We start from the raw sequence: 24,922 nt of genomic DNA on the forward strand, positions 1-24,922 counted from the left end.
GGTCGTCCGGCCGGCGGCGGCGTCGTGCGCTGGTGTGGGTCAGTCCCGGTTGGGTGGCAGGCTGGGCAACTGCCCGCCGCCACCGCCGCCTGTGCCGCCACCGCCAGGATTGCCGCCGGGGTTACCCCCAGGGTTGCCACCGGGGTTACCGCCGGGATTGCCCCCAGGGTTGCCACCGGGGTTGTTGCCCCCGGGGTTGCAGAGCAGATCGATCAGTGGGTTACAGAGAGGGCCCTGGCCCCCGGGGTTGGTCGGCGGTGGCGGCGGCGGCTCCTTGCCGTTGCCCTTCGTGACGTCACCCTCGCCGGTGACGCTGGGCAGGGGGATCTCCTCCTGGCCCTTGAGGGCGGTGTTCATGTACTTCTCCCAGATCGGGCCGGGGAGCGTCGAACCGCCGATGTCCTTACCGCTGGCGAGCTTGATCTGCGGCTTCCTCGGATCCCGGCTGCCCACCCACACGGCTGTGGCGTTCTGCGGGGTGTAGCCGACCGTCCAGGCGTGCGAGTTGTCCTTGTTGTCGTACTCCCAGGTGCCGGTCTTGGCGGCGGCCTGGCGGCCGTCTTCCAGCGAGATGTTGTTGGGGCGGGGGATCTGCTTCAGGACACCGGTGACCTCGTCGGTGATCTTCTTGGGGATCCGCTGCTCCGGCTTGATGCGCTCGCTGCCGACCACCTTCCACTTGCCGGTGTCCTTGTCCTGCTGCTCGATCTTGACGACGAAGTGAGCCTTGATGTATTTGCCGTCGTTCGCGAACGTGGCCATGGCGTTGGCGTGGTCGAACACGGTGATCGGGTACTTGCCGAAACCGGTGTAGTTGTCGAACGGTTTCGCCCCCTTCTTCGACAGGTCGAAGGCCTGCGGCGGGTCGACGCCCCACATGGTGGTCACGCCGGCCTTCCGGGCCATGTCGACGACCTTGTCGGCGCCGATCGTGTCGGCGACCCAGTAGAAGGGAACGTTGTACGACTGGACCGTGGACTCTTCGAGGGTGCAGTACTTGCCGCACTTGAGGTTGGTGCGGCCGGCGTTGCCGATCGTGTCCCTGGAGCCCTCGGGCTTGTACGGCGTGGGGTCCCAGTGCGACTTGACCGAGATGCCGGCCTCGATCGCGGCGGCCAGGGTGTACACCTTCATCGACGAGCCCGGCTGGTGCCCACCGGTCAGGTCGCCGTTCTTGTCGATGTTCTTGCCGGCGTAGTCGAAGTCGGCGCCGCTGTCACCGCCGTAGTAGGCGAGCACGCGGCCCTTCTTCGGGTCGATCGAGACCACCGCCGCCATCAGGTTCTTCGGCTGGTCGTTGAGCTCGGAACCCTTCTTCGACTGCATCGCGGTGTTCTCCGCGGCGGCCTGGAGCTTCGGGTCGATGGTGGTGGTGATCCGGTAGCCGCCATCGCGCAGCGCGTCGACGCAGCTCGTCTTGCCTTCCGCACCGCTGTCGGAGCAGATACCCATCTCGTCCATCTCTTGACGGACGTAGTTGATGACGTTGCCGCGCGGGCTGTCGACACCGAAGCCGACGCCGTCCTTCTTGAGCGGCAGCACCTTGGGGTACTCGGTGGGCGCCGCGGGGTGGTTGGGGGAGTCCAGCCAGCCCTCTTTCTTCATGCCGCCGATCACGTAGTCCCACCGCGACCTGGCATCGGTCGGGTTGACCCCCGGGTCGAACCCCCTGTGGGTCTCGCTCGGCTGCGGCTGCTTGATCACTGCGGCCAGCACTGCTCCCTCGGCGGGAGTGAGCTTGATGGCCGGCTTGCCGAAGTAGGTCTGTGCCGCCGCCTCGATGCCGTACGCGCCACGACCGAAGTAGATGACGTTCAGGTAGTGCTGCATGATCGTCGGCTTGTCGTACTTGTCGTTCAGCTTGGAGGCGAGGATCGCCTCCTTCACCTTCCGGCCGTACGTGTCGTCCTTGAGGTTCTCGAACGCGTTGCGGGCGTACTGCTGGGTGATCGTCGAGGCGCCCTGCTTGTCGCCGTTGGAGACGTTGTTCCATGCGGCCCGGACGATGCCCTTGTAGTCGACGCCGGAGTGCCGGTAGAAGTTCCGGTCCTCCGCGGCGGCGACCGCGTCCTGCACGTGCTGCGGGATCTGCTGGATGGTCACGAAGGTGCGGTTCTCACTGCCCAGCTTGGCGAGCTGCGTCTTGCCGTCCTTGGCGTACACGGTGGTGGACAGCGGCAGCGGCATCTCGTTCGGCATGACCACGTTTGTCGAGTAGTAGGTGAACCCGACCACGCCGATGCCGGCGAGCATGATGAAGACGGCGAACCCGGCGATCAGCAGGTTCATCCGCTTGCGCTTCTTGGCCCGGGCCGCGCCCGAGTCACCCGCACCGCGGCCGCCTCGACCGGGACCGCCCGGACCGCCCGGCCCACCTGGACCCCCAGGGCCGCCCGGCCCACCGGAGACCGGGGAGACGCTCGCTCGGGCGACAGCCGCACGACCCCCGACCGATGCGGAGCCGACGCTGGCCCGGCCCGCCGAGGCGGTGCCGACCGAGGCCGCGCCGACGGCGGCGGCACCGACAGTGGCCCGACCCGCCGGCGCCGGGGAGACGGGCACCGAGGCCCGGCCGGCGCCAGCGCGGCCAGCGGCCACACCAGGTGCCGGTGACACCGGCACCGAGGCTCGACCGGCCCGGCCGGTAGCTGCCGAACTCACCGAGGCGGACCCGGCGGCCGGCGGCACCGAGGCGGAGCCTCCGACCGTGGCGCGACCACCGGCGGCCCTCGGCGTCACCGAGGCCCGCCCTGGGGTTGCCGCGCCGCCCTCCGAGGCTGACCAGCCGCTCCCGCCGGAGTCACCGCCGGGTCGGCGGTACGCGTCGTCCGCGCCCGGTCCGGGGTCACCGTCCGGACCCGAGTACTGGGTCCGTCCGCGCGCAGAACTGGGATCGCCGTACGAGTTCATTCCTCACACCCTGCCGGTCGCGGTGGGGCGCGACTGCGCCGCCACCGGGTTGCCGTGAGTTGCTTCACCCGGGGCGCCGGCACGGGGGTGCCGGCCGACCGGGGTCATTGCCGTATCAATCGGGCCAATCGGGCCAACAAGCGGTCGGCCGTCCCGGGTTCCGTCTGCGGCCCCGGGGCCCGTCCAACCAGCTGAGATCACCGTTGCGCCTCTCGCCTCCGCCGACCGGCGCCTCCGGCGCCCGCCGCGTCCTGCTCAGTAGTGCCGTCGCTGTCGCCGGTCAGACCGTCCCGGCCGAGCAGGTACTGCTCGACGAGATGGTTCCAGTCACAACCGAGGCACACCTCCACGACGAAGACCTGGAACTCACGCAGCGTCATCGCCAGCACGGGCAACTCGGTAAGTGTCCGAGCCTGGCCGGCGGACTGCTTGAGTTCGTCACCGTAAATGTAGTGGACCAGGGTCAGGTTTTCGCTCCGGCAGATCGGGCAGCGCCGGTCGGTCGGCTCACCGTGGAACCGAGCGGCGTTCTTCAGGTACGGCGACGCGTCGCAGACGTCGTACGTGCCGACCCGGCCGGCCAGGAGCTCACGCAGCACTGCTCGCTTCTGAAGCGAGTAGTCGACGACCTGGCGCTGCGTACGCATGCGGAGAAGGGTACGCGGTCCGACCCGAGCAGGCGACCACGCTCACAATCCGTGACGACAGCATCTCGGAACGGGGGTTTGCCCTGGCCCGCGCGACCCGCTAACGTGCGATGTATCGGTCCGATACATCGCGGCGGTTACCACTCCACGCCGGAGGGTAAAGAGAGGGTGGCCAGTGCTTGAGTTCGCCATCCTCGGCCTCCTGCAGGAGTCTCCGATGCACGGCTATGAGCTGCGCAAGGAGCTGACTGCCAAACTCGGCGCGATCCGGGCGGCGATCAGCTACGGCTCGCTCTATCCCACGCTACGCAGGCTCCAGGCGGCGGGATGGATCACCGAAGCTGCTGAGACACCCGCCACTGCCGAGGAGGTTCCCGCGCTGACCAGCCGACGAGGTCGGGTGGTCTACAAAATCACCGCGGAAGGCAAGGAACGCTTCGCCCAGCTGATCGCACAGGCCGGGCCCGAGACGTATGACGACACGGGCTTCGGGGTGCACTTCGCGTTCTTCGCCCGGACCGACCAGGCGACCCGACTGCGCATTCTGGAGGGTCGCCGCCGCAAGATCGAGGAACGTCGCGAAGGGCTTCGTGACGTGCTGGGCCGGGCGGCCGAGCGCCTCGACGCTTACACGCTGGAACTGCAGCGCCACGGCCTTGATGCCTGTGAGCGCGAGGTCCGCTGGCTGGAGGAGCTCATCGCCAACGAGCGCTCCGGCCGAGCCCCGACGGTCCCGAACATCGGGACAGCCGGCGGCCGACGAGAAGACAACAGCCCGCCTCCGCCTGGAGAGACCAGGAATGAGCGGCCGTGACAGAAAAGAAGGAGGCAGACGCTATGGGCTCCGTCCGCGTCGCCATCGTCGGTGTGGGTAACTGCGCCTCGTCCCTGGTTCAGGGCGTCGAGTACTACCGGAACGCCAACCCGAACGACCGCGTCCCGGGTCTCATGCACGTCGCCTTCGGCGAATACCACGTCAACGCCGTGGAGTTCGTCGCGGCATTCGACGTGGACGCCAAGAAGGTGGGCATGGACCTCGCGGAGGCGATCGTCGCCAGCGAGAACAACACCATCAAGCTCTGCGACGTGCCGCCGACCGGCGTCAGCGTGCAGCGCGGTCCGACCTTCGACGGTCTGGGCCAGTACTACCGCGAGATCGTCGAGGAGTCGGACGCCACCCCGGTCGACGTGACGCAGGCGCTGCGCGACGCGCAGGTCGACGTCGTCGTCTGCTACCTGCCGGTCGGCTCCGAGCAGGCCGCCAAGTTCTACGCCCAGGCCGCGATCGACGCCGGCTGCGCGTTCGTCAACGCCCTGCCGGTCTTCATCGCCTCCGACCCCGAGTGGGCCAAGAAGTTCGAGGACGCGGGCCTGCCGATCGTCGGTGACGACATCAAGAGCCAGGTCGGCGCCACCATCGTGCACCGTGCCCTCGCGAAGCTCTTCGAGGACCGCGGCGTCGAGCTGCTGCGCACGTACCAGCTCAACTTCGGCGGCAACATGGACTTCATGAACATGCTGGAGCGCAAGCGGCTGGTCTCGAAGAAGATCTCGAAGACCCAGTCGGTCACCTCGCAGATCCCGCACGAGATGAGCAAGAGCGACGTGCACATCGGCCCGTCGGACCACGTGCCGTGGCTGGACGACCGCAAGTGGGCGTACATCCGCCTGGAGGGCCGCTCGTTCGGTGACACCCCCCTCAACGCCGAGCTCAAGCTCGAGGTGTGGGACTCTCCGAACTCGGCCGGCGTCATCATCGACGCGGTCCGGGCCGCGAAGATCGCCCTGGACCGGAAGATCGGCGGCCCGATCCTGTCGGCCTCGTCGTACTTCATGAAGTCCCCGCCGGTGCAGTACGCCGACCACGACGCCCACCAGGCCGTCGAGGAGTTCATCGCCGGTGAGGTCACGCGCTGACGCGCTGAATCACCAAGCTTGTCGAAGGGCCGGGTCCAAGCGGACCCGGCCCTTCCACGTGGGTCGGCTCCCGAGGGTGACTCCCGTGCCCGGTCCGACCTCCTCGGCCGCGCATCGTCGCGCTGGCCTGCCTGCTGCTGGCCCTGGCCGCCGTCGCGCAACTGGCCGCACTGCCACTCAGCTACTGGTACCAGGACTTCTTCCACACGGCCGCCGGGTCCTTCGAGCCAACGGGCGGGGTGGCCTTCGCCGCCCATCTACTCCGACGAGAACATGGACCGGATCACCGCGATGGCACGGGACGACATGCCGGTTTGGCTGGAGCCCCTGCTGCTCACCCTGGGCCTGGGCGTGCCGGTGGCGATACTCGTCGCGCTGGTCCTGCTGGCCCTGCCACCGGCCAACGCCTACTTCCAGCCGCGGACCGCGATCGACCCGCCATGGCCCGTCCGGGCCTCACCCGCCGCCGGACCGGAAGGGCCGCCCAGCGCCGGGTAACACCCCCAGCGGGAGCGGACGGCCGCCAGCGTGGGACGACTCAGGACCAGGCGTCTCGCAGCGCGACCCCGGCCTCCAACTCCAACAACGTGACCTTGCGAGGCAGGCCCCCGCCGAAGCCGACCAGCTTGCCGCCCGCGCCGACGATCCGGTGACAGGGCACGATCACCGGGACCGGGTTGCGGTTGCAGGCCACTCCCACCGCCCGCGCCGCTCCGGGATCGCCGACCAGGCGCGCCACCTCGCCGTACGTCAGCGTCTCCCCGTACGGGATCCGGGTCATCTCCCGCCACACGGCGCGCTCGAAGTCGGAGCCGCGCGGCACCGACACCGGAACGGTGAACGCGGTCAGCTCACCGGCGAAGTACGCCCGCAGCTCGTCGACGGCCTGCCGGGACAACGCGTGGTCGGGCTCCTCGGCGGCTGCCTCGACCCGGCCGAAATGGGCGCCGCAGACGCTCGTGCCGTCGGTGGCGACGGAGAACTCACCGATCGGCGAGTCGAGCACAGCCCAGCGCATCCCCCCATTCTCCCCGATGCGGACTCCTTCGCCAGCCCGGCCACCAGCGTCGGGCCGAGCGCCACTCCCAGCCCGCATCGGTAGATCATCTTCGCGTCCTGCCGGGCCGTTCGGCGTTGCGCGACGTCGATACCGTCAAGGTCGTGGCAACGGGGACGCTCATCTTTCTGATCATCGGTGGGGCGGGCATCGGAGTGCTCGCGCTCGCACTGCTCGGCACCGAGCTGCTCCAGTTCGGGCACGCCGACGTGGACGGGCCGATCTCGGTCGAGACGGTCGCCGGCTTCGCCGGGGCGTTCGGGTTCGGCGCGGCCATCGTCAACGAACTGCTCGGTGCGCGTACACCCGGCATGGTCGTCGGGGCGGTGGCCGGCGGCGTGCTCGCGGCCGTGCCCACCGGCTGGTTGGCGTCCCGGCTGAGCCGGGCGGCGCGGAACATGCGCACCGACCCCACCCCCACTCGCGACGACCTGGTCGGCGCGCTCGGCCTGGTCGTCACCCCGGTGCCGGTCAACGGGTACGGCGAGGTCCGCATTCGCCTCGCCGGCCAACCGGTCAAGCTCAGCGCCCGCGCGGACGAGCCGATCCCGATCGGCGCCCAGGTCTTCGTCGTGCAGGCGCTCAGCGAGACCAGCGTGCACGTAGAGACCTACTGACCTCCCCCTCATAGACGGGACTCCTCATATGGCCCTACTCATCGCCATCGGGGGCGCGGTCCTCCTCGCGCTCATCCTGGTGCTCTTCGTGCTCTCCCGGATCAAGGTGGCCGGCCCGAACGAGGCGTTCATCGTCACCGGTCGCAAGGGCCGCACCACCCAGACCGCCGACGGAGGGCGGTCCACCGACAACTCCGGGCAGAAGGTCGTGCTGGGCGCCTCGGTGTTCGTGCTGCCGGTGGTGCAGAAGCTCCAGTCGCTCGACCTGTCCAGCCGCCGGATCGACGTCGGCATCCGGGGCGCCGTCAGCAAGCAGGGCATCCGCGCCGACCTGCACGGCGTGGCGATCGTCAAGGTCGGCGGCACCGAGGACGCGATCCGGGCCGCCGCCCAACGGTTCCTGCACCAGCAGGACGAGATCGACAACTTCACCCGGGAGGTGCTGGCCGGCGCGCTGCGCTCGATCGTCGGTCGGCTCACCGTCGAGGAGGTCATCCGGGACCGGGCGGCGTTCGCCAGCGCGGTCGCCGAGGAGGCCGAGCACTCGATGACCAACCAGGGTCTGGTGCTGGACACCTTCCAGCTCCAGGACATCCTCGCCGAAGGCTCCTACCTTCAGGACCTGGGCCGGCCCGAGGCCGCCCGGGTGCTCAAGGACGCGGCGATCGCCGAGGCCCGGGCGCGGCAGCAGGCAGAGCAGGAGCGGCTGCTCGCCGAGGAGGCCATCGCCGAGGCGAACCGCAACCTGGCCCTCAAGCAGGCCGGCATCCAGGCCGAGATCGACGCGGCGAAGGCGAAGTCCGCAGCGGCCGGGCCGCTCGCCCAGGCCGAGCGCGACCAGGCGATCCTCTCCGAACAGCAGAAGGTGGCCGAGCGCAACGCCGAACTCAAGCAGCGCCAACTCGACACCGAGGTTCGCAAGCCGGCCGACGCGGCCCGGTACAAGGTGGAGCAGGAGGCCGAGGCGTCCCGCAACGCGGCGGTGCTGCACGCCGACGCGCAGCGCCAGTCGGTCATCGCCGCGGCGCAGGCCTCCGCCGAGCAGGCCCGCCTCACCGGTGAGGGCGAGCGGGCCCGGCGAGCCGCGCTCGCCGAGGCGAATGCCATCGAGGGCGCCAAGGAAGGTGAGGCCGAACAGCGGCGGCGCTCCGCCATCGCCGAGGCGGTCGAGCGGGAAGGTCAGGCCGAGGCCGCGGCCATCCTGGCCAAGGGCGAGGCCGAGGCGGACGCGATGGCGCGCAAGGCCGAGGCGTTCGCCGCGTACGGGGAGGCGGCCGTGCTGGACCTACTGGTCAAGGTGCTGCCGCAGGTCGTCGAGGCGGCCAGCGCGCCGATCGGGGCCATCGACAAGATGACAGTGATCTCCACCGACGGCGCGTCGTCGCTGACGAAGTCGGTGGCCGGCAACGTGGCCCAGGGGCTCCAACTCGGCAGTGACCTCACCGGGATCGACCTGCCCGGCCTGCTGGCACGGCTCGGCTCGGCCTCCACCCCGGCCGGCAACGGCGCCGCGTCAGTCGACGGGAAGGCAGTCGAAAGCCGCTGACGCCTTCGCGGTCTGTCGACCGAATCGAAAGACGGCTCCCGCCACCGGTAGAGGTGACGGGAGCCGTCGGTTCACGACACTGACCGAATCAGGCGGGAGGCGCCGGCACCGTGTGACCGGAGAACTTCCCCGCTGATGCGACCGACACACCAGACGAGGGAACCTGACGCTCGTAGACTCGCGTGGCGTCGTTGACGTTCCGGTAGACGATCATCCACCCGTTGCCACCGCTGTTGATGATCGGGCTGACAGTCGGGTCGGTTGCGGCCTGGTCGCTGTGGTCCGGATTGACGCGCGCCCAGTCACCCCAGGCACCCGAGCCGGGGGATGTCTCGAAGACCCGGTAGATCTCGTTGTCCGAACCCCGCGCCACCACCGCCGTCCGTCCGAGTACCGGGTCGAGGATCACGGCGGGTGGCCCGGCGGCGATCTGGGTGCCGATGCCGTTCCAACTGGATGACCACACACCGCTGAGGTTCTGCTGCTTCACCACGACGGAGCCGTCCACGGCACGGGCGAAGATGGCCGTACGGTAACCGGGGTAGACGAGCGCCGCAGGAGCACCGGTAACGGTGCCTCCGAGATCCACCCAGCCCGACAAGGAGCCGTCGTTGGTGTAGACGGCGGTCTTGACCGAACCGGCAGCGGTGGTGCCGATGATTCGCAGGCCAGTGTCGATGTTGACCGCCGTGACCGAACCCACGAGGCCGGCGGTACCCAGGCTCGCCCACGAGGGACTGGTGCCCGACTGTCGGTAGTGCCAGAGCCGCCCGTCGACGTCGGTGCCGAAGATGACACTCGTTCCGTCGCCGAGCACTGCTGACGTCGGCGGGCCAGCCATCGATCCACCGACTGTGGCAATCGGTCCCCAGGTCGCCGCGCCCTCAGCGGTCTGGCTGCCGGCCCAGATGGTGCCGTTGGTGTGCCGGGCGGCCACCTGGACGGGCTTGCCGCCAGGCTGATTCAGCGCCGGCTGCCCGGTAAGAGCCTCGAACCCGGAAGCGGCGGTCCACTGGATGTTGAAGAAATTGTCCGGATCGCTCTGGTGACCGATCCGCAGTTGCCCCAAGTTGTCCACGAAGGCGTACTCGATGGGTCCGACGGCGGTACCGGAAGGCTTGGCCTGGAGCACCGACGTTCGGGAGTACGTGGCGATCGGCAGGGGGGTCACCGCGTCGGCGAACCAGCCCTGAAGATCGACCACCAGATGCACGGTGCCACTGGAGGTGTTGCGGAAGCGCACCTTGCCCTCAGAGTTGACCTTCGCCACCAGGAGGCTGGATCGGGCTGACTGACCGGCGTTGAATCGAAGTACCGGGCCGAGGGTAGGGGGATCTGTCGACCAGGAGCCTTCGGCCACGCTGAAGGCCCCGCCTGCGGTAGGACTGACGGCTGTGGCGTTGAGGACAACGCCAGCGACACCTCGGACCGGCAGGCGATTGGTGCCGCCGACAGCGACCTCAAGAGTGGCACCGGCCGCGATCGGTACCCCGCCATTGATACTGCGGGTGTCGATCAGCCGGCTGGCATCCACCGGGCGCAGGCCGGCCCCCGTCGTCGGGCCGTCGGTGAAATATCCCTGCACCGTGATGACGACGTCGATCGCCGATCCCTCGTTGACGAGCTGGACTACCCGGCTGCCGTCACCCTTGAGCTTTACACTCATCCCCATCGAGGTATTGCCGGGACGATAGTCAATGCCACTGGCGGAAAGACTGTCTGAACCGATGGTCAGCCAGCCCCCGCTGGTTGCGCCGATGACGGCCACGTCCACCAACACTGCCTTGGCAGCGCTCGGGATTGTGATGAGCTCTCCATTCATCCTGCGCTGCGCCAGGGTGACGCTTAGAGTTTCGCCGCTGGCCAGCTTCCGCGGCGGCACACTCGGCTCATCCGGCAGACCCGGCCGGCCCGGCCCGCAGCAGTATGGGAAGCGGGTATCGGTCATCACAATATGATCCATCGGCACGAAGCCGGAGCCGATTCCGCCGGTGTTGGTGGTGAAGTAGCCCTGCACGTCCAGCTTCAGATTGACCTTGCCGGCTTGGTTGTGTAGGGCGATCTTGCCGTTGGCCCCGACCTTCACCACCACCGAATTCGAGATGACCTCACCGGTTGAGGCATTCAGCGATGAGGCCGCTGGCCTCGTGGTCTGGTCCGGGTAGACAGTCACAAAAGTGTTTACCGTCGGGCTGATCGCCGTCACGTCGACCAAGAGCGCGCTGACCCCGTTGGCTGGCACACTGCCAACCCCGAGCGCACTGACAGTGGCCACTGTATTTGCGTCCCGAGGACCGGTGTAGCCGCCAATACCGCTGCGCGTGTCCAGCAGCACAGTCTGATTGATCGGTACGTAGTCGCCGCCCTTGCCTGCGGCGTCGGCGTGTACAGCACCAGCCGGAACGACTACCGTTCCGACGGTCATGAGCAGAAGGACTGCCAATAGCCTTACAACTGTCGTTCGATTACTGACCGGATAATGCAACGGGTACCGCCTCTCTTGAATGTGGACCGAGTTCGCCCCCCGCATGCTTGAGCAGGGAGGCGCAGCACCGCAGCCCGGCACACCAACGGTGCGACAAGACAAACGGAGCCAGGGGAAGAGGAGGCTAGGCCAAAGAGATGCCGACGATCACGGCTTAAGTGCCACGGCCGATCAGCAATCGCCAGATGATTGCCCTCGCGAATGGGCCGGCCAGCAAGATTCCAGCGCGTAGATGGTCACGCGTCACACCCCCGTGTGCTGCTCATCATCAATGTGCCGCTGTACATTGGCAGCGCAGGCGACTCACTGTCAAGAGAAGGTTCCAGCCGGTAAGGTAATGCCCGGAATGACCTGGGGAAATTACCGTGAGTTACCGATAGCTGGTGCGACGCCAAGGCGTACCCCGAGTCGATCGACCCGAGCCGGGCCGGCGGACTAACCGATGAGACCCTCGGCGCGGGCCCAGCGCAGCAGCTCCGCCTCCGCGGCGTCGCGGTCCAGCGGGCCGTGTTCGAGGCGCTGCTCCTTGAGGTGCTTCCACGCCCGCCCGACCACCGGCCCTGGCGGTACGCCGAGCAGTTCCATGATCGCGTTGCCGTCCAGGTCGGGTCGGACCCGCGCCAGGTCCTCCTCGGCGGCGATCCGGGCGATCCGATCCTCCAGCGCGTCGTAGTCCGCCGCGAGCTGGGCGGCCTTGCGCCGGTTGCGGGTCGTGCAGTCGGAGCGGGTCAGCTTGTGCAGGCGGGGCAGCAGGTCACCGGCGTCGGCGACGTAGCGGCGCACCGCCGAGTCGGTCCACTCGCCCCGCCCGTACCCGTAGAAGCGCAGGTGCAGCGCGACCAGCGCGGTCACCTTCGCGGTGACCTCCTTCGGGTACCGCATCGCCTTCATCCGGGCCTTGGTCAGCCGGGCGCCGACCACCTCGTGGTGGTGGAAGCTGACCCGGCCATCGGACCCGACCGCCTTCGTCGCCGGCTTGCCCGCGTCGTGCAGGAGGGCGGCCATCCGCAGGATGAAGTCGCAGCCCTCCTCCTCGTAGGAGACCGCGTTCTCGACGACCGTCAACGTGTGCTCGTACACGTCCTTGTGCTGGGCGTGCTCGTCGATCTCCAGCTTCAGCCCGGTCAGCTCCGGCAGGAACCGCTCGGCCAGCCCGGTGTCGACCAGCAGCCGCAGCCCGGTGATCGGGTCGGCGCCGCAGAGCAGCTTGGTGAACTCGTCGCGGATCCGCTCGGCGGTGATCCGGTCCAGGTCCGCGGCCATCTCGGTCATCGCGAGGTGCACGTCCGGGTGCACGGCGAAACGGAGCTGCGCAGCGAACCGGGCGGCCCGCAACATCCGCAGGGGGTCGTCACCGAACGACTCGCCGGGCGTGCTCGGGGTACGGATCACCTTGGCCGAGAGATCGTCCAGCCCGCCGTGCGGGTCGGTGAACACGTGGTCCGGCAGGCTGACCGCCATCGCGTTGATCGTGAAGTCGCGCCGCTTCAGGTCCTCGTCGAGGCTGGTGCCGTACACCACCACCGGGTTGCGGCTGACCTGGTCGTACGACTCCGCGCGGAAGGTGGTGATCTCCAGCCGGAGGCCGTCGCGCTGAGCGCCGATGGTGCCGAACTCCCGACCGGTCTCCCAGATCGACTCGGCCCAGCCCTTGATGATCCGCAGGGTCTCGTCGGGGTGCGCGTCGGTGCAGAAGTCGAGGTCGTCCCCGAGTCGACCGAGCAGGGCATCCCGCACCGAACCGCCCACCAGGTGCAACTCGTGACCGGCGCGGACGAAGCGACGGCCCAACTCGTCGGCGACCGGGGACACCCGGAGCAGTTCGGCGACGGCGTTGCGCTGCGCGGCGGTGAGTTCGCGGCGGTCGGCGGCGTGAGGTGCGGAGGCTTCGGACATGGGATCGCCAGCTTATCGGGCCGGGGTGTGATCCGATCCGCCGGGCGCGGGTAACGGGTGAGGGGTGACTATGGTCTGTGGCGTGCGGGTCGCTGTCCGACTCGACGTACCCCTGGGAGGCTGGAGATGAGCGGCGGGCTCTACCGCAGCGCCAACGCCGCGAACGATGGCGGCCCTGGCATCCGTCCCGGGGACGGCGCCACCTTCATCTCCGCCGAGCCGCTGAACCAGCCGGCCATGGAGTCGACAGCGCCGCCGCAGGAGCAGGTGGGCGAAGCGAGCGCGGCGGCCAACAGCGCTGTCATGGCGATCGGCAGCCTGGTCAGCCGGGGTACCGGCTTCCTGCGCAACCTGGTGATCGCGGCGGCGCTCGGCGGCGCGCTGGTCGGTGACGCGTACACCACAGCGCAGATCCTGCCCGGCATGGTCTACGAGTTCCTGCTCGGCGGCGTGCTCACCAGCGTGTTGATCCCGGTGCTGGTGCGCCGCCGCAAGGTCGACACCGACGGCGGCCAGGCGTACGCCCAACGGCTGTTGACCCTGGCGATTCTTGCCCTCGGCGTGGCAGCGCTGCTCGCGGTCGCGTCCGCCTCGGCGCTGACCTGGCTGTACGGCAGCGGCGAGTCGACCGACGAGTACTCGAAGCTGGTCACCCCGTTGGCCCGGCTGATGCTGCCGATGATCTTCTTCTCGGGGCTGAGCGCGCTGATCAGCGCCGTGCTCAACACCAGGGGGCACTTCGCCGCCCCGATGTGGGCGCCGATCCTGAACAACCTCGTGGTGATCGGCACCGCCGGCCTCTACATCGCCATATTCGGCGCGGAGATCGTCCGGCCGGCGGACATGACCACCGGGCGGATCCTGCTGATCGGCGGTGGCACCCTGCTCGGTGTCGCCATCCAGGCGATGGGCCTGCTGCCGGCGCTGCGCAGGGTCGGCTTCCGCTGGAAGCTGCGCTTCGACTTCCGCGCGCTCGGGCTGCGCGAGCTGGGCCGGCTCGGCGCGTGGATGATCTGCTACGTCGCGGTGAGCCAGGTCGGCCTGATCGTGCTGTTCAATCTGTTGAACCGGGCCGGCAAGGAGAACGCTGCCGGCCCACTGATCTACAACAACGTCTTCCTGCTGCTGATGACCGCGCACGGCATCATCGCTGTCTCGATCATCACGGCACTCATGCCCCGGATGAGTGCGGCCGCCGCCGACGGCCGGTACGCCGACGTCGCCGCCGACCTGTCGCGGGGCACCCGCACGGTCACGGCGGTGCTCGCCCCGATCGCTGTCTGCTATGCCGTCCTTGCCACCCCGATCGCGTTCACTCTGTTCCGCTTCGGCGCGTTCAACGAGGAGAACGCCACAGCCACCTCCGTCGTGTTGCTCGCCGCCGCGCTGGCGCTGGTCCCGTTCGCGGTGAGCCAGCTCTTCACCTTTGCCTTCTACGCGCTACCGGACACCCGCACTCCCGCGCTGATCAACATTCCAGTGGTGGCACTGCGGGTCGGTGTGCAGATCGTGCTCTTCGTGGCCTTCTCGGCGAGCTTCGCCGGCGCCGGAATGATGATCGGCAACGCGGTCTCCTACCTGGCGGCAGCAATCGCGTCCGCCTGGCTGCTCCGTCCCCGCGTCGGTCGCATCGGCCTCGGCGAGATCATGCGGACCGGCGGCAGGGTGGCCGTCGCGGCGCTGGGTTCGGCAGCGGTCGGCCTTCTGGTGGTGAAGCTGCTACCGGGCGACGACACCCCGAGCCGCCTGGAGGCGATCTTCCAGTTGGTGATCGGTGGCGTGGTGATCGGTGGGACCTACCTGGGTCTGGCCATGCTGCTGAAGATCGGCGAGATCACCGAGGTGGTCGGGATGGTTCGCCGTCGCCTCGGTCGCTGAGCGCCAGCATCTGATTACAACAAGTTGGTATTCATACAGAACGTGACTACGGATCACCAGGCTGGGGATGTACCTGTGGATAACTCCGCGATTCGCCGGTCAACCACCGCTTCAGCCTGTGGATAACCAACCGTACGGCTGAGGGTGGCAACCCAATCGGTGGGAACGTACGAGGCAGCGCGAGCGCCACGCCAGCCCAGCCCCGGCGTCGGTCACTTGCGGTGAAGCCGTAGATTAGCTAGTACATGTGCCAGCAACGTGGCTGACAACGGTCGTAACCGGACGAGCTCTTCGACTGCCGGAACCCCGCCAGGTACGGCGGGAAGATGACATGTCGGAGTGACGGGCAACCCGGGTAAGGTCGCTCTCGACGGGTACGGCAGGGGCCGACGCTGGGCGTCGACACCGGTCGGCCGGTTCCTTCAACGGCAGAGCGGGAAGCCACATGCCCAGCAGTTCGGGTTCATCGATCGACACGATCACCGAGGGAGGACGGGTGACCCAGGTCGGCGAGGGTCAGGAGGCGGACGAAAGCGCTCCTCCGGTTATGACCTTCGGTGCTCCCACGGCCGGTGAAGTCCTCGCCGAGCGGTACGAGCTGGTTGAGCACATCAACAACGACAGCGCGGGTCGGCTGGTCTGGCGCGGGGTCGACGTCATCCTGCGCCGTCCCGTTGCCGTGGTGCTGCGTTACCCGGGTGGCGACTCCGCCACCGAGATGCTTCAGGCCGCCGTCGCGGCCAGCCGGGTCATCCACCCCAACCTGGTCGGCGTCTACGACGCTATCGACGAGGCCGACCGGGCGTACGTGGTGCGCGAGTGGGTCGACGGGCAGTCCCTGCGGGACCTGGCGACCGACGGCCCCCTGGACCCGGCTCGGGCCACCGCCATCGGCAACGCCGTCGCGAGTGCGCTCGCCGCGGTGCACGCCACCGGCATGGTGCACGGCAACGTCCACCCTGGCACCGTCATGATCAGCGATGAGGGCCGAGTGGTCCTGGCCGACGCCCGCACCGACGGCGCCGACAGCCAGGAGAACGACATCCGGGCGGTCGGCGGTGTCCTCTACTTCGCGCTGACCGGTTCCTGGCCGCACGCCGAGGCGCCACTGCACGGCGCCACCGCCGGCCACGGCCGCGCCGCCATCCCGGACGCTGTTCGGGACGCCGGGGGTGCCATCGCGGCACCCCGCCAGGTTCGGGCGGGCGTTCCGGCGTACCTGGACGACCTGACCATGGACCTGCTCGACGCCGAAATCGCGCCGCCGTCCTCCGACGTGCTCGCCGCCGAGTTGGCGCGACTGGACGTGCCGGCCGAGGACGACCACTACCTCGACAACAGCGGGCCGCTGCGGTTCGCCGCCGAAACAGGGGAAGAGCCGTCGCCGCTGGCCGCTGCCGGGGGCCGCAAGGTCGCCGTCGGCATCGCTGGTCTGCTGGCCGTCGCCCTTGTCGGTCTGCTGATCGGAATCATCGCGCTGGGCGGCGACGACAAGGACTCGCAGCCCACCCCGGCCGCCGCGCCGACCTCCAGTGCCCCGGCCGGCGATGCCACCCCGGCCGCCGTGACGGCCCGCAAGCTGACAGTGAAGAACGTCCGGATCATCGACCCGGACAGCAGCAATCGCAGTGAACTCGACGGCGCCGATAAGGTCATCGACGGTGACGAGGACAAGGCCTGGGAGACCGAGACCTACGACAACAAGCCCAACTTCGGCAACCTGAAGAAGGGCATGGGCGTCTGGATCGACCTCGGCGAGCCGCATACCGTCAAGTCGGTGCAGGCGGCGCTGTCGGCCACCGGCGCGTCCGCCCAACTGTTCGCCGGCACGACCAACCCGCCGTCCACCTCCAACGGTGACAAGCAGTTGGTCGCGAGCTACAAGACCGCCATCGGCCAGCCGTTCGAGGACCACGACGGCACCACAATGACGTTCAACGGCTTCGACGCCGACCAGAAATACCAGTACCTGCTGTTCTGGATCACCGAGTTGGCTCCGGCCGAGAGTGCATCCAAGTTCAAGCTGGGGGTGCAGGAGATTACGGTCCAGGGATCGTGAGCCGGGCACCACGATCCGGGCACCGCACGCGGTGATGGACGGGCGCGCCGCCGCAAGTGACCTGGAGTTGCTGCGCGCGCACGTCGCCGGAGACCGGGACGCCTTCGCCGAACTGTTCCACCGGCACCGCGACCGGTTGTGGGCGGTGGCCCTGCGGACGCTCGGCGACCGCGAGGAGGCAGCCGACGCACTCCAGGACGCCCTGCTGTCGGCGCATCGGGCGGCGGCCCGCTTCCGCGGCGACTCCGCCGTCACCACCTGGCTGCACCGGATCGTGGTCAACGCCTGCCTGGACCGGATTCGACGCCGGCAGGCGCATCCCACAGTGCCGCTGCCGGACGGCAACCGGGCCGACGACGGCACCGGCGGGCTCGAGCCGGCGGCACCGGTGACGGACCACGACACCGTGCTGGTGGTCCGCGAGGCGCTCGCCGCGCTGCCCCTTGAGCAACGCGCCGCGCTGGTGCTGGTCGACGTACAGGGCTATCCGGTCGCCGAGGTCGCCCGCATCCTCGGCGTCGCCGAGGGGACTGTGAAGAGCCGGTGTGCCCGGGGCCGGGCGCGGCTGGCCGTGCTGCTGGGGCATCTCCGCCCCGCCGCCGTCGCGACGCCTTCGGCCCGACCGGACCCCGCCGCCCCGATCACTGGCGTGCCCGGCGTCACGTCGGGGAACCCCGGCCCGGTGGAGGGCGTCGGATCGGGGTCAGGTCGATACCGGCGGGACGCCAACCAGGAGGACACGTGACGACCGAGGGGTTCGGGGAGGTCGACGCCGACCTCCTCGCTGACTACCTCGGCGGGGCGCTGGACGGCACCCCGCAGCAGGACGAGGTCGCCCAACTGGTCTCCGCTGACCCGTCCTGGGCCGAGGCGTACGCGCTGCTGGCCCCCGCCGTGACCGAGGTCCGGGCGGCCCTGACGCGCTGGGCCGAGCCGACCCCGGAGATGCCGTCGGCAATCACCGACCGCCTCCTGGCCGCGCTGGCCGCCGCGGAGCCGACGAACGACACCTCGACCGAGGAGGCGCCCGGCGTCGATCGGGACGGCGACGCGGCGACACCGTCGGTCGTACCGGCGCAGGGCGGGGCCGGCCGCCGGCCGCCCGTCCCCACGCGCGGCGGGTCGGAGGGCCGGGCATCCACCGGTCCGGGCCGCCGCCAGCGCGGCTGGGCCCGCCGGGGCGCACCCGTGGCCGCCGCCGCGATCGCCGTCATCGCCGTCGCACTGGGCCTCAACCAGCTCTCGATGCGGGCGTCGGACGACTCCGGTGCGACCAACGCCATGAATCAGCCGGCCAGCGCGCCGGAAGAAGCCGCGGGGGCCGGGACGGCCCGCACCACCGGGCCGGCGCTGCGCAGTGGTACGAACTACACCCCGCAGACCCTCGGCAACGCCTACACCGCGGCCGCGGCGAGCACGCCGGCTGCCAGCCGGGCGACCGGCGATTCCCCTATGCAGCCGGAGATGGATGCCGAGGGCGGACGCCGTCCCTCTCCCGACGGGTCGGACCAGCTGGCCCGGCTGACCGACGAGGCCGCGCTGACCAGCTGTCTGGCCAGCGTCGCTGCGGAACACGGGTCGGCCCCACTGGTGGTCGAGGTGATCGACTACGCGCGGTTCCAGGGCGATCAGGCGCTGGTCATCCACTTCACCGACGCAACCGGAGCGCGGTGGGCCTGGGTTAGTGGTCCGGAGTGCGGAGTGCCTGGGTCCGGCTCGGACAGCTGGTATTCGTCGCGGGTAGGGTGAATCCACGGTCAATGGCACGATGACCCCCCACGTGACCTGACCCACCGGATGCCCGGCTCGGGAATCCCCGGTTCGTACGATGACGTTCTGGAAGTCAGCTGCCGGCCCCACCCAGGCGTCGGCGACTCGGATCAGCATCGGTGCTCGCGCCGACGCCGAACACACACAACTCGGGAGACGGCAGTGGACGAGGTCCGCAACCTGATCATCATCGGCTCCGGGCCGGCCGGCTACACAGCGGCGGTCTACGCCGCACGTGCCAACCTGAAGCCGCTGATCATTGAGGGCGTGCAGTCCGGTGGCGCGCTGATGACCACGACCGAGGTGGAAAACTTCCCCGGCTTCGCCGACGGCATCCTCGGCCCCGAGCTGATGGACAACATGCGCAAGCAGGCCGAGCGGTTCGGCGCCGAGTTCCTCACCGACGACGTGACGCGGGTCGAGCTGGTGGACACCGGTGACGCCGGCTCCGGCGCGGTGAGCACCGTCTGGGTTGGCGAGACCGCCTACCGGGCGCGATCCATCATCCTCTCCACCGGTTCGGCCTGGCGTCCGCTGGGTGTGCCCGGTGAGCAGGAATACCTGGGCCACGGCGTCTCCGCGTGTGCCACCTGTGACGGCTTCTTCTTCCGCAACCAGCAGATCGTGGTCGTCGGCGGCGGCGACTCGGCGATGGAGGAGGCCACCTTCCTCACCCGCTTCGCGGAGTCGGTGACCATCATCCACCGCCGCGACTCGTTCCGGGCCAGCAAGATCATGGCCGACCGGGCGCTGAGCAACGAGAAGATCAAGGTCGAGTGGAACAGCACCGTCGAGGAGATCCTCGGCGAGGACGGCAAGGTCACCGGCGTACGCATCCGTAACGTGCACACCGGCGAGACCAAGGTGATGGACGTGACCGGCGTCTTCGTCGCCATCGGTCACGACCCTCGCAGCGAGCTGTTCCAGGGTCAGGTCGAGCTGGACGACGAGGGCTATGTGAAGGTCCACGCCCCAAGCACCAGCACCAACGTGCCCGGTGTCTTCGCCGCCGGCGACGTGGTCGACCACACCTACCGCCAGGCGATCACCGCGGCCGGCACCGGTTGTGCCGCAGCGCTCGACGCCGAGCGGTTCATCGCGACGCTCAGCTGAAACAAGTAACACATCCCGGAGGAGGGGCATAGTGGGAACAACCAAGGCGGTCACCGACAAGAGCTTCGTCGCTGACGTGCTGCAGGCCGACAAGCCGGTGCTGGTGGACTTCTGGGCGGAGTGGTGCGGGCCGTGCCGCAAGGTGTCGCCGCTGCTCGAGGAGATCGCCCGGGAGATGGGTGACCAGGTCACCATCGTCAAGCTCAACATCGACGAGAACCCGGAGACCGCCCGGGCCTACCGGGTGATGTCGGTGCCGACGCTCACCGTCTTCAAGAACGGCCAGCCGGTGCAGTCGATTGCCGGTGCCAAGCCGAAGGGCGAGCTGGTCCGGCTCATCGAATCGGCCCTCTGACCAGCAATAACATCAACCGAAACCCCGTACCCGCTCGCCGGGTGCGGGGTTCGGTGTCTTCCCGGCCGTACCGCCGACGTATTTCTCGGCCCCAGCCACCTCGCCGCCCCGGAACGCATAGCCTCAAGCCTGGGCCGCCCGGCCAGCCAGCGTCGTGCAGAGGGGGTCGTGCGTGCGTCCGATCCGACCCGGTGACCGGGGACCCGCGGTCACGGAGATCCGTACCATCCTGACCGGCCTCGAACTTCTGGCCGCCGCCGGCCCGCAGACCGACGAGTTCGACCTCGACACCGAGCGAGCGGTCCGCGCGTTCCAGCAGTCGCGGGGGCTCAGTGTGGACGGCCGGGTCGGCGCGGAGACCTGGCGTGCCCTGGACGCCGCCCGTTGGCGGCTCGGCGCCCGCACCCTCTACCACGCGGTCCCTGAGCCGCTCACCGGCGAGGACGTCCGGTCGCTACAGGAGCGACTGCTGGAGATGGGGTACGACGTCGGCCGCGCGGACGCCATCTACGGTGTCCGGACGTCGCGGGCGGTGGCCCAGTTCCAACGTGAAGTCGGGCTCACCCCGGACGGCTCCTGCGGCCCACACACCATGAACGCGCTCCGCCGGATCGGCCGCAAGGTGGTCGGCGGCCGCCCACAGTGGCTCCGCGAGTCCGACGCGATCCGGCAGTCCGGGCCGGCGCTGGTCGGCAAGACGGTCGTCATCGACCCGGGCCACGGCGGCACCGATCCCGGGATGGTGGTGCCCGACGGCTCGCTGCGCTGGACCGAGGCGGACCTGATGCACGACCTGGCCAGCCGACTGGAGGGGCGGCTTGCCGCCTCCGGGGTGCGAGTGCAGCTCACCCGGGGCCCGTCGCCCGACAGTTGCCTGCCGGACGCTGACCGGGCCCTGCTCGCCAACTCGCTCGGCGCCGACGTGTTCATCTCGCTGCACCTGGACGGCCACGCCAACCCCGATGCGGAGGGCGTCGCGACCTACCACTACGGCACCGACAACGGGGTGACCTCGGCGACCGGTGAACGCCTGGCCGGGCTGGTACAGCGGGAGATCGTCGCCCGCACCGGGCTTCGCGACTGCCGTACCCACGCCAAGACGTGGGAGTTGCTGCGACTGACACGGATGCCCGCCGTCCGGGTCGAGGTCGGCTATCTCACCTCGCCGACGGACCGCGCCCACCTTGTCGACCCCCGGTTCCGGGACCGGGTGGTGGAGGCGATCGTGGCCGCGGTGCAGCGGATGTACTACCCGATCGAACGAGACGTCCCGACGGGATCGCTCGATGTCAGCGAACTGCGTGCCGTGGTGACCGCCGGCACCGTGGTGGACTGATTCGCCGCCGGGATTCAGCCGTTGGTGGAGCGGGTGGCCGGAGCCGGACGGACCGGCCGGAGCAGGGTCTCCGGGCTCATCGAACCCAGCAGCTTCTCCAGCGCGTACTCGACGTCGGACTTCCAGCTCAGTGCCGTACGCAGCTCAAGGCGCAACCGAGGGAAGCGCGGATGCGGACGCACGGTCTTGAAGCCCACTGAGAGGAAGAAGTCGACCGGGGCCACGCAACCGCCGGCGGGGTCGTCCGCGTCGCCGAACTTGGCGTCGCCGAACGCCTCGATGGCCTTGATCCCACGCTTGGTCAGATCCCGGGCGACACCCTGCACCAGCATCCGGCCCAACCCGCCGCCGGAGAACGCGGCGACCACGTTGGCGGTCATCAACAGTGCCGCGTCCGCCGAGACCGGTGAGGTCGGGAACGCCATCGAACGGGGCACGTAGGCGGGCGGGGCGTACATCACGAAGCCGGCCGGCATGCCGTCGACGTACGCGAGTTTGCCGCAGGAGCCCCACTCCAGCAGCGTCTGGGAGACCCATGCCTCCTTCTCCAGGCCCGGATCGCCAGCGGCGCAGGCCCGGTCCGCGGAGACCGGATCCAGCTCCCAGTAGACGCACTGCCGGCACGGGCGCGGGAGGTCTTCCAACGTGTCGAGGGTCAGGCTGACCAGACGTCGCGACATATGGCGCATCCCCACAATAGGCTCGGTGGTGAGAGCGGCATGGAACGACAGCGCCGCCTTCCTGCCCCGACGAGCGATCGTACGCCGCCGATCGGCGATACGGGAGGGGACGCGCAGATGCCCACCTCAGCGGGGGACGCCGAGGACGGTCCGCCATGTGGTCGATCTGCCTCGGCACGGCGGCAGCACGACTCTGGCGGACTAGGATCGACAATCGGTGTGTCCGCCGCCATGGTCAGCGGTGTGCGGGGTACCCGGGGCGGGAGCCACTCGAGCAGTGATCGAGGTGAGGTCATGACCGGCACGACACTCGACGACTACACCGACCGGTACGCCCGGCGGGTACGCGGGATGACCGCCTCCGAGATCCGAGCTTTGTTCGCGGTGGCCAGTCGTCCGGAGGTCGTCTCGCTCGCCGGTGGCGCACCGTACATCGCAGCCCTTCCGCTGGACGCGGTCGGCGAGATGCTCGGCCGGCTCGGCTCCGAGCACGGCGTGACCACCCTCCAGTACGGCATCGGTCAGGGCACCCTCGAGCTGCGCGAGCGGATCTGCGAGGTCATGTCGCTCTCCGGGATCGACGCCGCGTGCGGGGCCTCCCCGGAGGACGTCGTGGTCACCGTGGGCGGGCAGCAGGCACTGGACCTCGTGGCCCGGCTCTTCCTCGACCCGGGAGACGTAGTGCTCGCCGAGGGGCCGACGTACGTCGGTGCGCTCGGCGTGTTTCAGGCCGCCCAGGCGCAGGTCGTCCACGTACCGATGGATGCGGACGGACTGATCCCGGAGGCACTGGAGACCGCCATCGCCGACCTGGCCCGCGCGGGCCGGCGGGTCAAGTTCCTCTACACGATCCCCACCTACCAGAACCCGACCGGCGTGACGCTCAGCGAGGAGCGCCGGGAACGGGTGCTCGACATCTGCGAGCGCGCCGGCCTGCTCGTCGTCGAGGACGACCCGTACGGCCAGCTGGGGTTCGAGGGTGAGGCCCCGGCTCCCCTGCGGGCCCGCCGCCGCGACGGCGTCTTCTACCTCGGCACGTTCTCCAAGACCTTCGCCCCCGGGCTGCGGGTCGGCTGGATCCTGGCGCCGCACGCGGTCCGCGACAAACTGGTCATCGCCAGCGAGGCGCAGATCCTCTGCCCCAGCGGTTTCGCCCAGGCCGCGGTGGCCACCTATCTGAGCACGATGCCCTGGCGGCAGCAGCTCAAGGTCTATCGCGAGGTCTACCGGGAACGCCGGGACGCTCTGCTCGACGCGATGGCGGACCTGATGCCCGAGGGCACCAGCTGGACCACACCGGCCGGCGGTCTCTTCGTGTGGGCCAGCCTGCCCGAGGGGCTCGACTCGAAGGCCATGATGCCGCGAGCGGTCGCCGCCCGAGTGGCCTACGTTCCCGGCACCGGCTTCTACGCCGACGGCACCGGCACCGACGCCATGCGGCTCAACTTCAGCTTCCCGCCGCCGGAGCGGATCCGCGAGGGTGTCCGCCGGCTGGCCGGTGTGATGGAGCAGGAGATCGCGATGCGCCGGGTCTTCGGTGCCGTGGGTGGCGCCGCCGGCCGACGCGGCCGGGCCGGCTCCGACGTGCCCGGGCCCGACTTGGCATGATGCCGGCATGGGTACGACCGCCGAGCACCTCCTCGTGACCGATTCCGCCATCTCGGCCGACCTGCGCGTCGTGGTGCTCGCTGGTGGGCTCTCCTACGAACGCGACGTGTCGCTGCGCTCCGGTCGTCGGGTGCTCGACGCGCTACGCGCCGTCGGGGTGGAGGCCGAGCTGCGAGACGCGGACGTGGCGCTGCTGCCGGCGCTCGCGGCCGACCCGCCGGACGCTGTGGTGATCGCACTGCACGGCGCGACCGGCGAGGACGGTTCTCTGCGCGGGGTGCTGGATCTGTGCGACATCCCGTACGTCGGCTGCGACGCTCGGGCCTCCCGGGTCGCCTGGGACAAGCCCTCGGCCAAGGCGGTGCTCCGCGAGGCCGGCATCCCCACCCCCGACTGGGTGGCGCTCCCGCACGATCGTTTCTCCGAGCTTGGCGCGGTCGCCGTCCTGGACCGGATCGTGGACCGTCTGGGCGTACCCCTGATGGTGAAGCCGGCGCAGGGCGGGTCCGGGCTGGGCGGGGCTGTGGTCCGGGACGCGGCCGCGCTGCCCGCCGCGATGGTCGGCTGCTTCGCGTACTACTCCACGGCGCTGGTGGAGCGGTACGTGCCGGGGATGGATGTGGCGGTCTCCGTCGTCGACCTCGGCGACGGCCCGCAGGCGCTGCCGCCGGTGGAGATCGTGCCGCGCAACGGCGTGTACGACTACGCCGCCCGCTACACCGCGGGGCGGACCACCTGGCACGCCCCGGCCCGGCTGGACCCGGAGGTGGCTGCCACTGTGGCTGACGTTGCCCTCGCCGCGCACACCGCGCTCGGTCTACGGGATCTCTCCCGCGTCGACGTGATCGTGGACGCGGCCGGTCAGCCACACGTGCTCGAGGTCAACGTTTCGCCCGGCATGACGGAGACGTCACTGCTTCCGCTCGCCGTGCAGGCGGCCGGGCTGGACTTCGGCCGACTCCTCGGCGCCCTGGTCGCCCGAGCGGCCGCCCGCCTCACCAAGCACTGACCCACCCGTCAACCCGTCGGACGACCATGAGGTTGGCCT

The 24,922-nt window shown here is 69.6% G+C and carries 21 protein-coding genes; 15 read left to right on the top strand and 6 right to left on the bottom strand.

All coding sequences use genetic code 11. The annotated features are described in order from the left end of the window. Positions 1–39: 39 nt before the first annotated feature. A complete protein-coding gene (locus tag ACLJOK_RS15755) occupies positions 40–2,289 on the bottom strand; it encodes a transglycosylase domain-containing protein (protein WP_410819604.1) in 2,250 nt (749 codons plus the stop codon). A gap of 199 nt (positions 2,290–2,488) precedes the next feature. On the opposite strand from ACLJOK_RS15755, the gene ACLJOK_RS15760 reads away from it, so the two are divergent. After that, the gene (locus ACLJOK_RS15760; RefSeq protein ID WP_410819605.1) at positions 2,489–2,968 is read left to right on the top strand and encodes a hypothetical protein; all 480 of its coding nucleotides are present in this window, start codon (positions 2,489–2,491) and stop codon (positions 2,966–2,968) included. 139 nt (positions 2,969–3,107) lie between these two features. Here ACLJOK_RS15760 and ACLJOK_RS15765 read toward each other — a convergent pair whose 3' ends face one another. After that, on the bottom strand, positions 3,108–3,557 hold the full coding sequence (locus tag ACLJOK_RS15765; RefSeq protein ID WP_410819606.1) for a DUF5318 domain-containing protein: 450 nt from the start codon (positions 3,555–3,557) through the stop codon (positions 3,108–3,110). Positions 3,558–3,732: 175 nt separating this feature from the next. Here ACLJOK_RS15765 and ACLJOK_RS15770 point away from each other — a divergent pair, with 175 nt between their 5' ends. The 3 genes from ACLJOK_RS15770 (at position 3,733) to ACLJOK_RS15780 (ending at position 5,972) form a co-directional block, all read left to right on the top strand. Next, on the top strand, positions 3,733–4,371 hold the full coding sequence (locus ACLJOK_RS15770) for a PadR family transcriptional regulator (protein WP_030331823.1): 639 nt from the start codon (positions 3,733–3,735) through the stop codon (positions 4,369–4,371). Positions 4,372–4,394: 23 nt separating this feature from the next. Further along, positions 4,395–5,474 carry an inositol-3-phosphate synthase gene (locus ACLJOK_RS15775; RefSeq protein WP_410819607.1) on the top strand — a complete coding sequence of 360 codons (1,080 nt, stop codon included), beginning with the start codon at positions 4,395–4,397 and terminating at the stop codon, positions 5,472–5,474. Between the two features lie 273 nt (positions 5,475–5,747). Then, a complete protein-coding gene (locus ACLJOK_RS15780) occupies positions 5,748–5,972 on the top strand; it encodes a hypothetical protein (RefSeq protein ID WP_410819608.1) in 225 nt (74 codons plus the stop codon). A gap of 40 nt (positions 5,973–6,012) precedes the next feature. Here ACLJOK_RS15780 and ACLJOK_RS15785 read toward each other — a convergent pair whose 3' ends face one another. After that, the gene (locus tag ACLJOK_RS15785) at positions 6,013–6,492 is read right to left on the bottom strand and encodes a methylated-DNA--[protein]-cysteine S-methyltransferase (RefSeq protein ID WP_410819609.1); all 480 of its coding nucleotides are present in this window, start codon (positions 6,490–6,492) and stop codon (positions 6,013–6,015) included. A gap of 98 nt (positions 6,493–6,590) precedes the next feature. Here ACLJOK_RS15785 and ACLJOK_RS15790 point away from each other — a divergent pair, with 98 nt between their 5' ends. Both ACLJOK_RS15790 and ACLJOK_RS15795 read left to right on the top strand, forming a co-directional pair. Further along, positions 6,591–7,148 (top strand): hypothetical protein, encoded by a 558-nt coding sequence (locus tag ACLJOK_RS15790; protein ID WP_410821506.1) that lies wholly within the window; start codon positions 6,591–6,593, stop codon positions 7,146–7,148. 28 nt (positions 7,149–7,176) lie between these two features. Continuing rightward, positions 7,177–8,694 (top strand): flotillin family protein, encoded by a 1,518-nt coding sequence (locus ACLJOK_RS15795; RefSeq protein ID WP_410819610.1) that lies wholly within the window; start codon positions 7,177–7,179, stop codon positions 8,692–8,694. Positions 8,695–8,782: 88 nt separating this feature from the next. Here the strand turns inward: ACLJOK_RS15795 and ACLJOK_RS15800 are convergent, their stop codons facing one another. Both ACLJOK_RS15800 and ACLJOK_RS15805 read right to left on the bottom strand, forming a co-directional pair. Continuing rightward, a complete protein-coding gene (locus ACLJOK_RS15800) occupies positions 8,783–11,119 on the bottom strand; it encodes a hypothetical protein (protein ID WP_410819611.1) in 2,337 nt (778 codons plus the stop codon). A gap of 495 nt (positions 11,120–11,614) precedes the next feature. After that, on the bottom strand, positions 11,615–13,075 hold the full coding sequence (locus tag ACLJOK_RS15805) for a CCA tRNA nucleotidyltransferase (protein WP_410819612.1): 1,461 nt from the start codon (positions 13,073–13,075) through the stop codon (positions 11,615–11,617). Positions 13,076–13,201: 126 nt separating this feature from the next. On the opposite strand from ACLJOK_RS15805, the gene murJ reads away from it, so the two are divergent. The 7 genes from murJ to ACLJOK_RS15840 all read left to right on the top strand — a co-directional run bounded on the left by murJ (position 13,202) and on the right by ACLJOK_RS15840 (position 21,586). Continuing rightward, a complete protein-coding gene (gene murJ / locus ACLJOK_RS15810; RefSeq protein WP_410819613.1) occupies positions 13,202–14,953 on the top strand; it encodes a murein biosynthesis integral membrane protein MurJ in 1,752 nt (583 codons plus the stop codon). A 445-nt stretch (positions 14,954–15,398) separates the two neighbouring features. Further along, on the top strand, positions 15,399–17,012 hold the full coding sequence (locus ACLJOK_RS15815) for a protein kinase family protein (RefSeq protein ID WP_410819614.1): 1,614 nt from the start codon (positions 15,399–15,401) through the stop codon (positions 17,010–17,012). Positions 17,013–17,046: 34 nt separating this feature from the next. After that, positions 17,047–17,757, top strand: coding sequence for an RNA polymerase sigma factor SigM (gene sigM, locus ACLJOK_RS15820; RefSeq protein WP_410819615.1), 711 nt, complete (start codon positions 17,047–17,049; stop codon positions 17,755–17,757). Beyond that, positions 17,754–18,761: a hypothetical protein gene (locus ACLJOK_RS15825; RefSeq protein WP_410819616.1), complete on the top strand. Its 1,008-nt coding sequence runs from the start codon at positions 17,754–17,756 to the stop codon at positions 18,759–18,761. Before sigM ends, ACLJOK_RS15825 begins: the two co-directional genes overlap by 4 nt. A 183-nt stretch (positions 18,762–18,944) precedes the next feature. Then, on the top strand, positions 18,945–19,895 hold the full coding sequence (trxB, locus tag ACLJOK_RS15830) for a thioredoxin-disulfide reductase (protein WP_410819617.1): 951 nt from the start codon (positions 18,945–18,947) through the stop codon (positions 19,893–19,895). 31 nt (positions 19,896–19,926) lie between these two features. Then, positions 19,927–20,250 (top strand): thioredoxin, encoded by a 324-nt coding sequence (gene trxA / locus ACLJOK_RS15835; RefSeq protein ID WP_030331849.1) that lies wholly within the window; start codon positions 19,927–19,929, stop codon positions 20,248–20,250. A 172-nt stretch (positions 20,251–20,422) separates the two neighbouring features. Then, on the top strand, positions 20,423–21,586 hold the full coding sequence (locus ACLJOK_RS15840; RefSeq protein WP_410819618.1) for an N-acetylmuramoyl-L-alanine amidase: 1,164 nt from the start codon (positions 20,423–20,425) through the stop codon (positions 21,584–21,586). A gap of 14 nt (positions 21,587–21,600) precedes the next feature. Here the strand turns inward: ACLJOK_RS15840 and ACLJOK_RS15845 are convergent, their stop codons facing one another. Further along, the gene (locus ACLJOK_RS15845; protein WP_091396576.1) at positions 21,601–22,266 is read right to left on the bottom strand and encodes a GNAT family N-acetyltransferase; all 666 of its coding nucleotides are present in this window, start codon (positions 22,264–22,266) and stop codon (positions 21,601–21,603) included. Between the two features lie 294 nt (positions 22,267–22,560). Here ACLJOK_RS15845 and ACLJOK_RS15850 point away from each other — a divergent pair, with 294 nt between their 5' ends. Together ACLJOK_RS15850 and ACLJOK_RS15855 are read left to right on the top strand one after the other, a co-directional pair. Next, on the top strand, positions 22,561–23,874 hold the full coding sequence (locus tag ACLJOK_RS15850; RefSeq protein WP_410819619.1) for a PLP-dependent aminotransferase family protein: 1,314 nt from the start codon (positions 22,561–22,563) through the stop codon (positions 23,872–23,874). A 7-nt stretch (positions 23,875–23,881) separates the two neighbouring features. Continuing rightward, positions 23,882–24,883 carry a D-alanine--D-alanine ligase gene (locus tag ACLJOK_RS15855; RefSeq protein ID WP_410819620.1) on the top strand — a complete coding sequence of 334 codons (1,002 nt, stop codon included), beginning with the start codon at positions 23,882–23,884 and terminating at the stop codon, positions 24,881–24,883. The last annotated feature ends 39 nt before the right edge of the window (positions 24,884–24,922 follow it).

Source organism: Micromonospora sp. 050-3, from assembly GCF_046549335.1.
In the GTDB taxonomy this organism is placed as follows: Bacteria; Actinomycetota; Actinomycetes; order Mycobacteriales; family Micromonosporaceae; genus Micromonospora; species Micromonospora trifolii.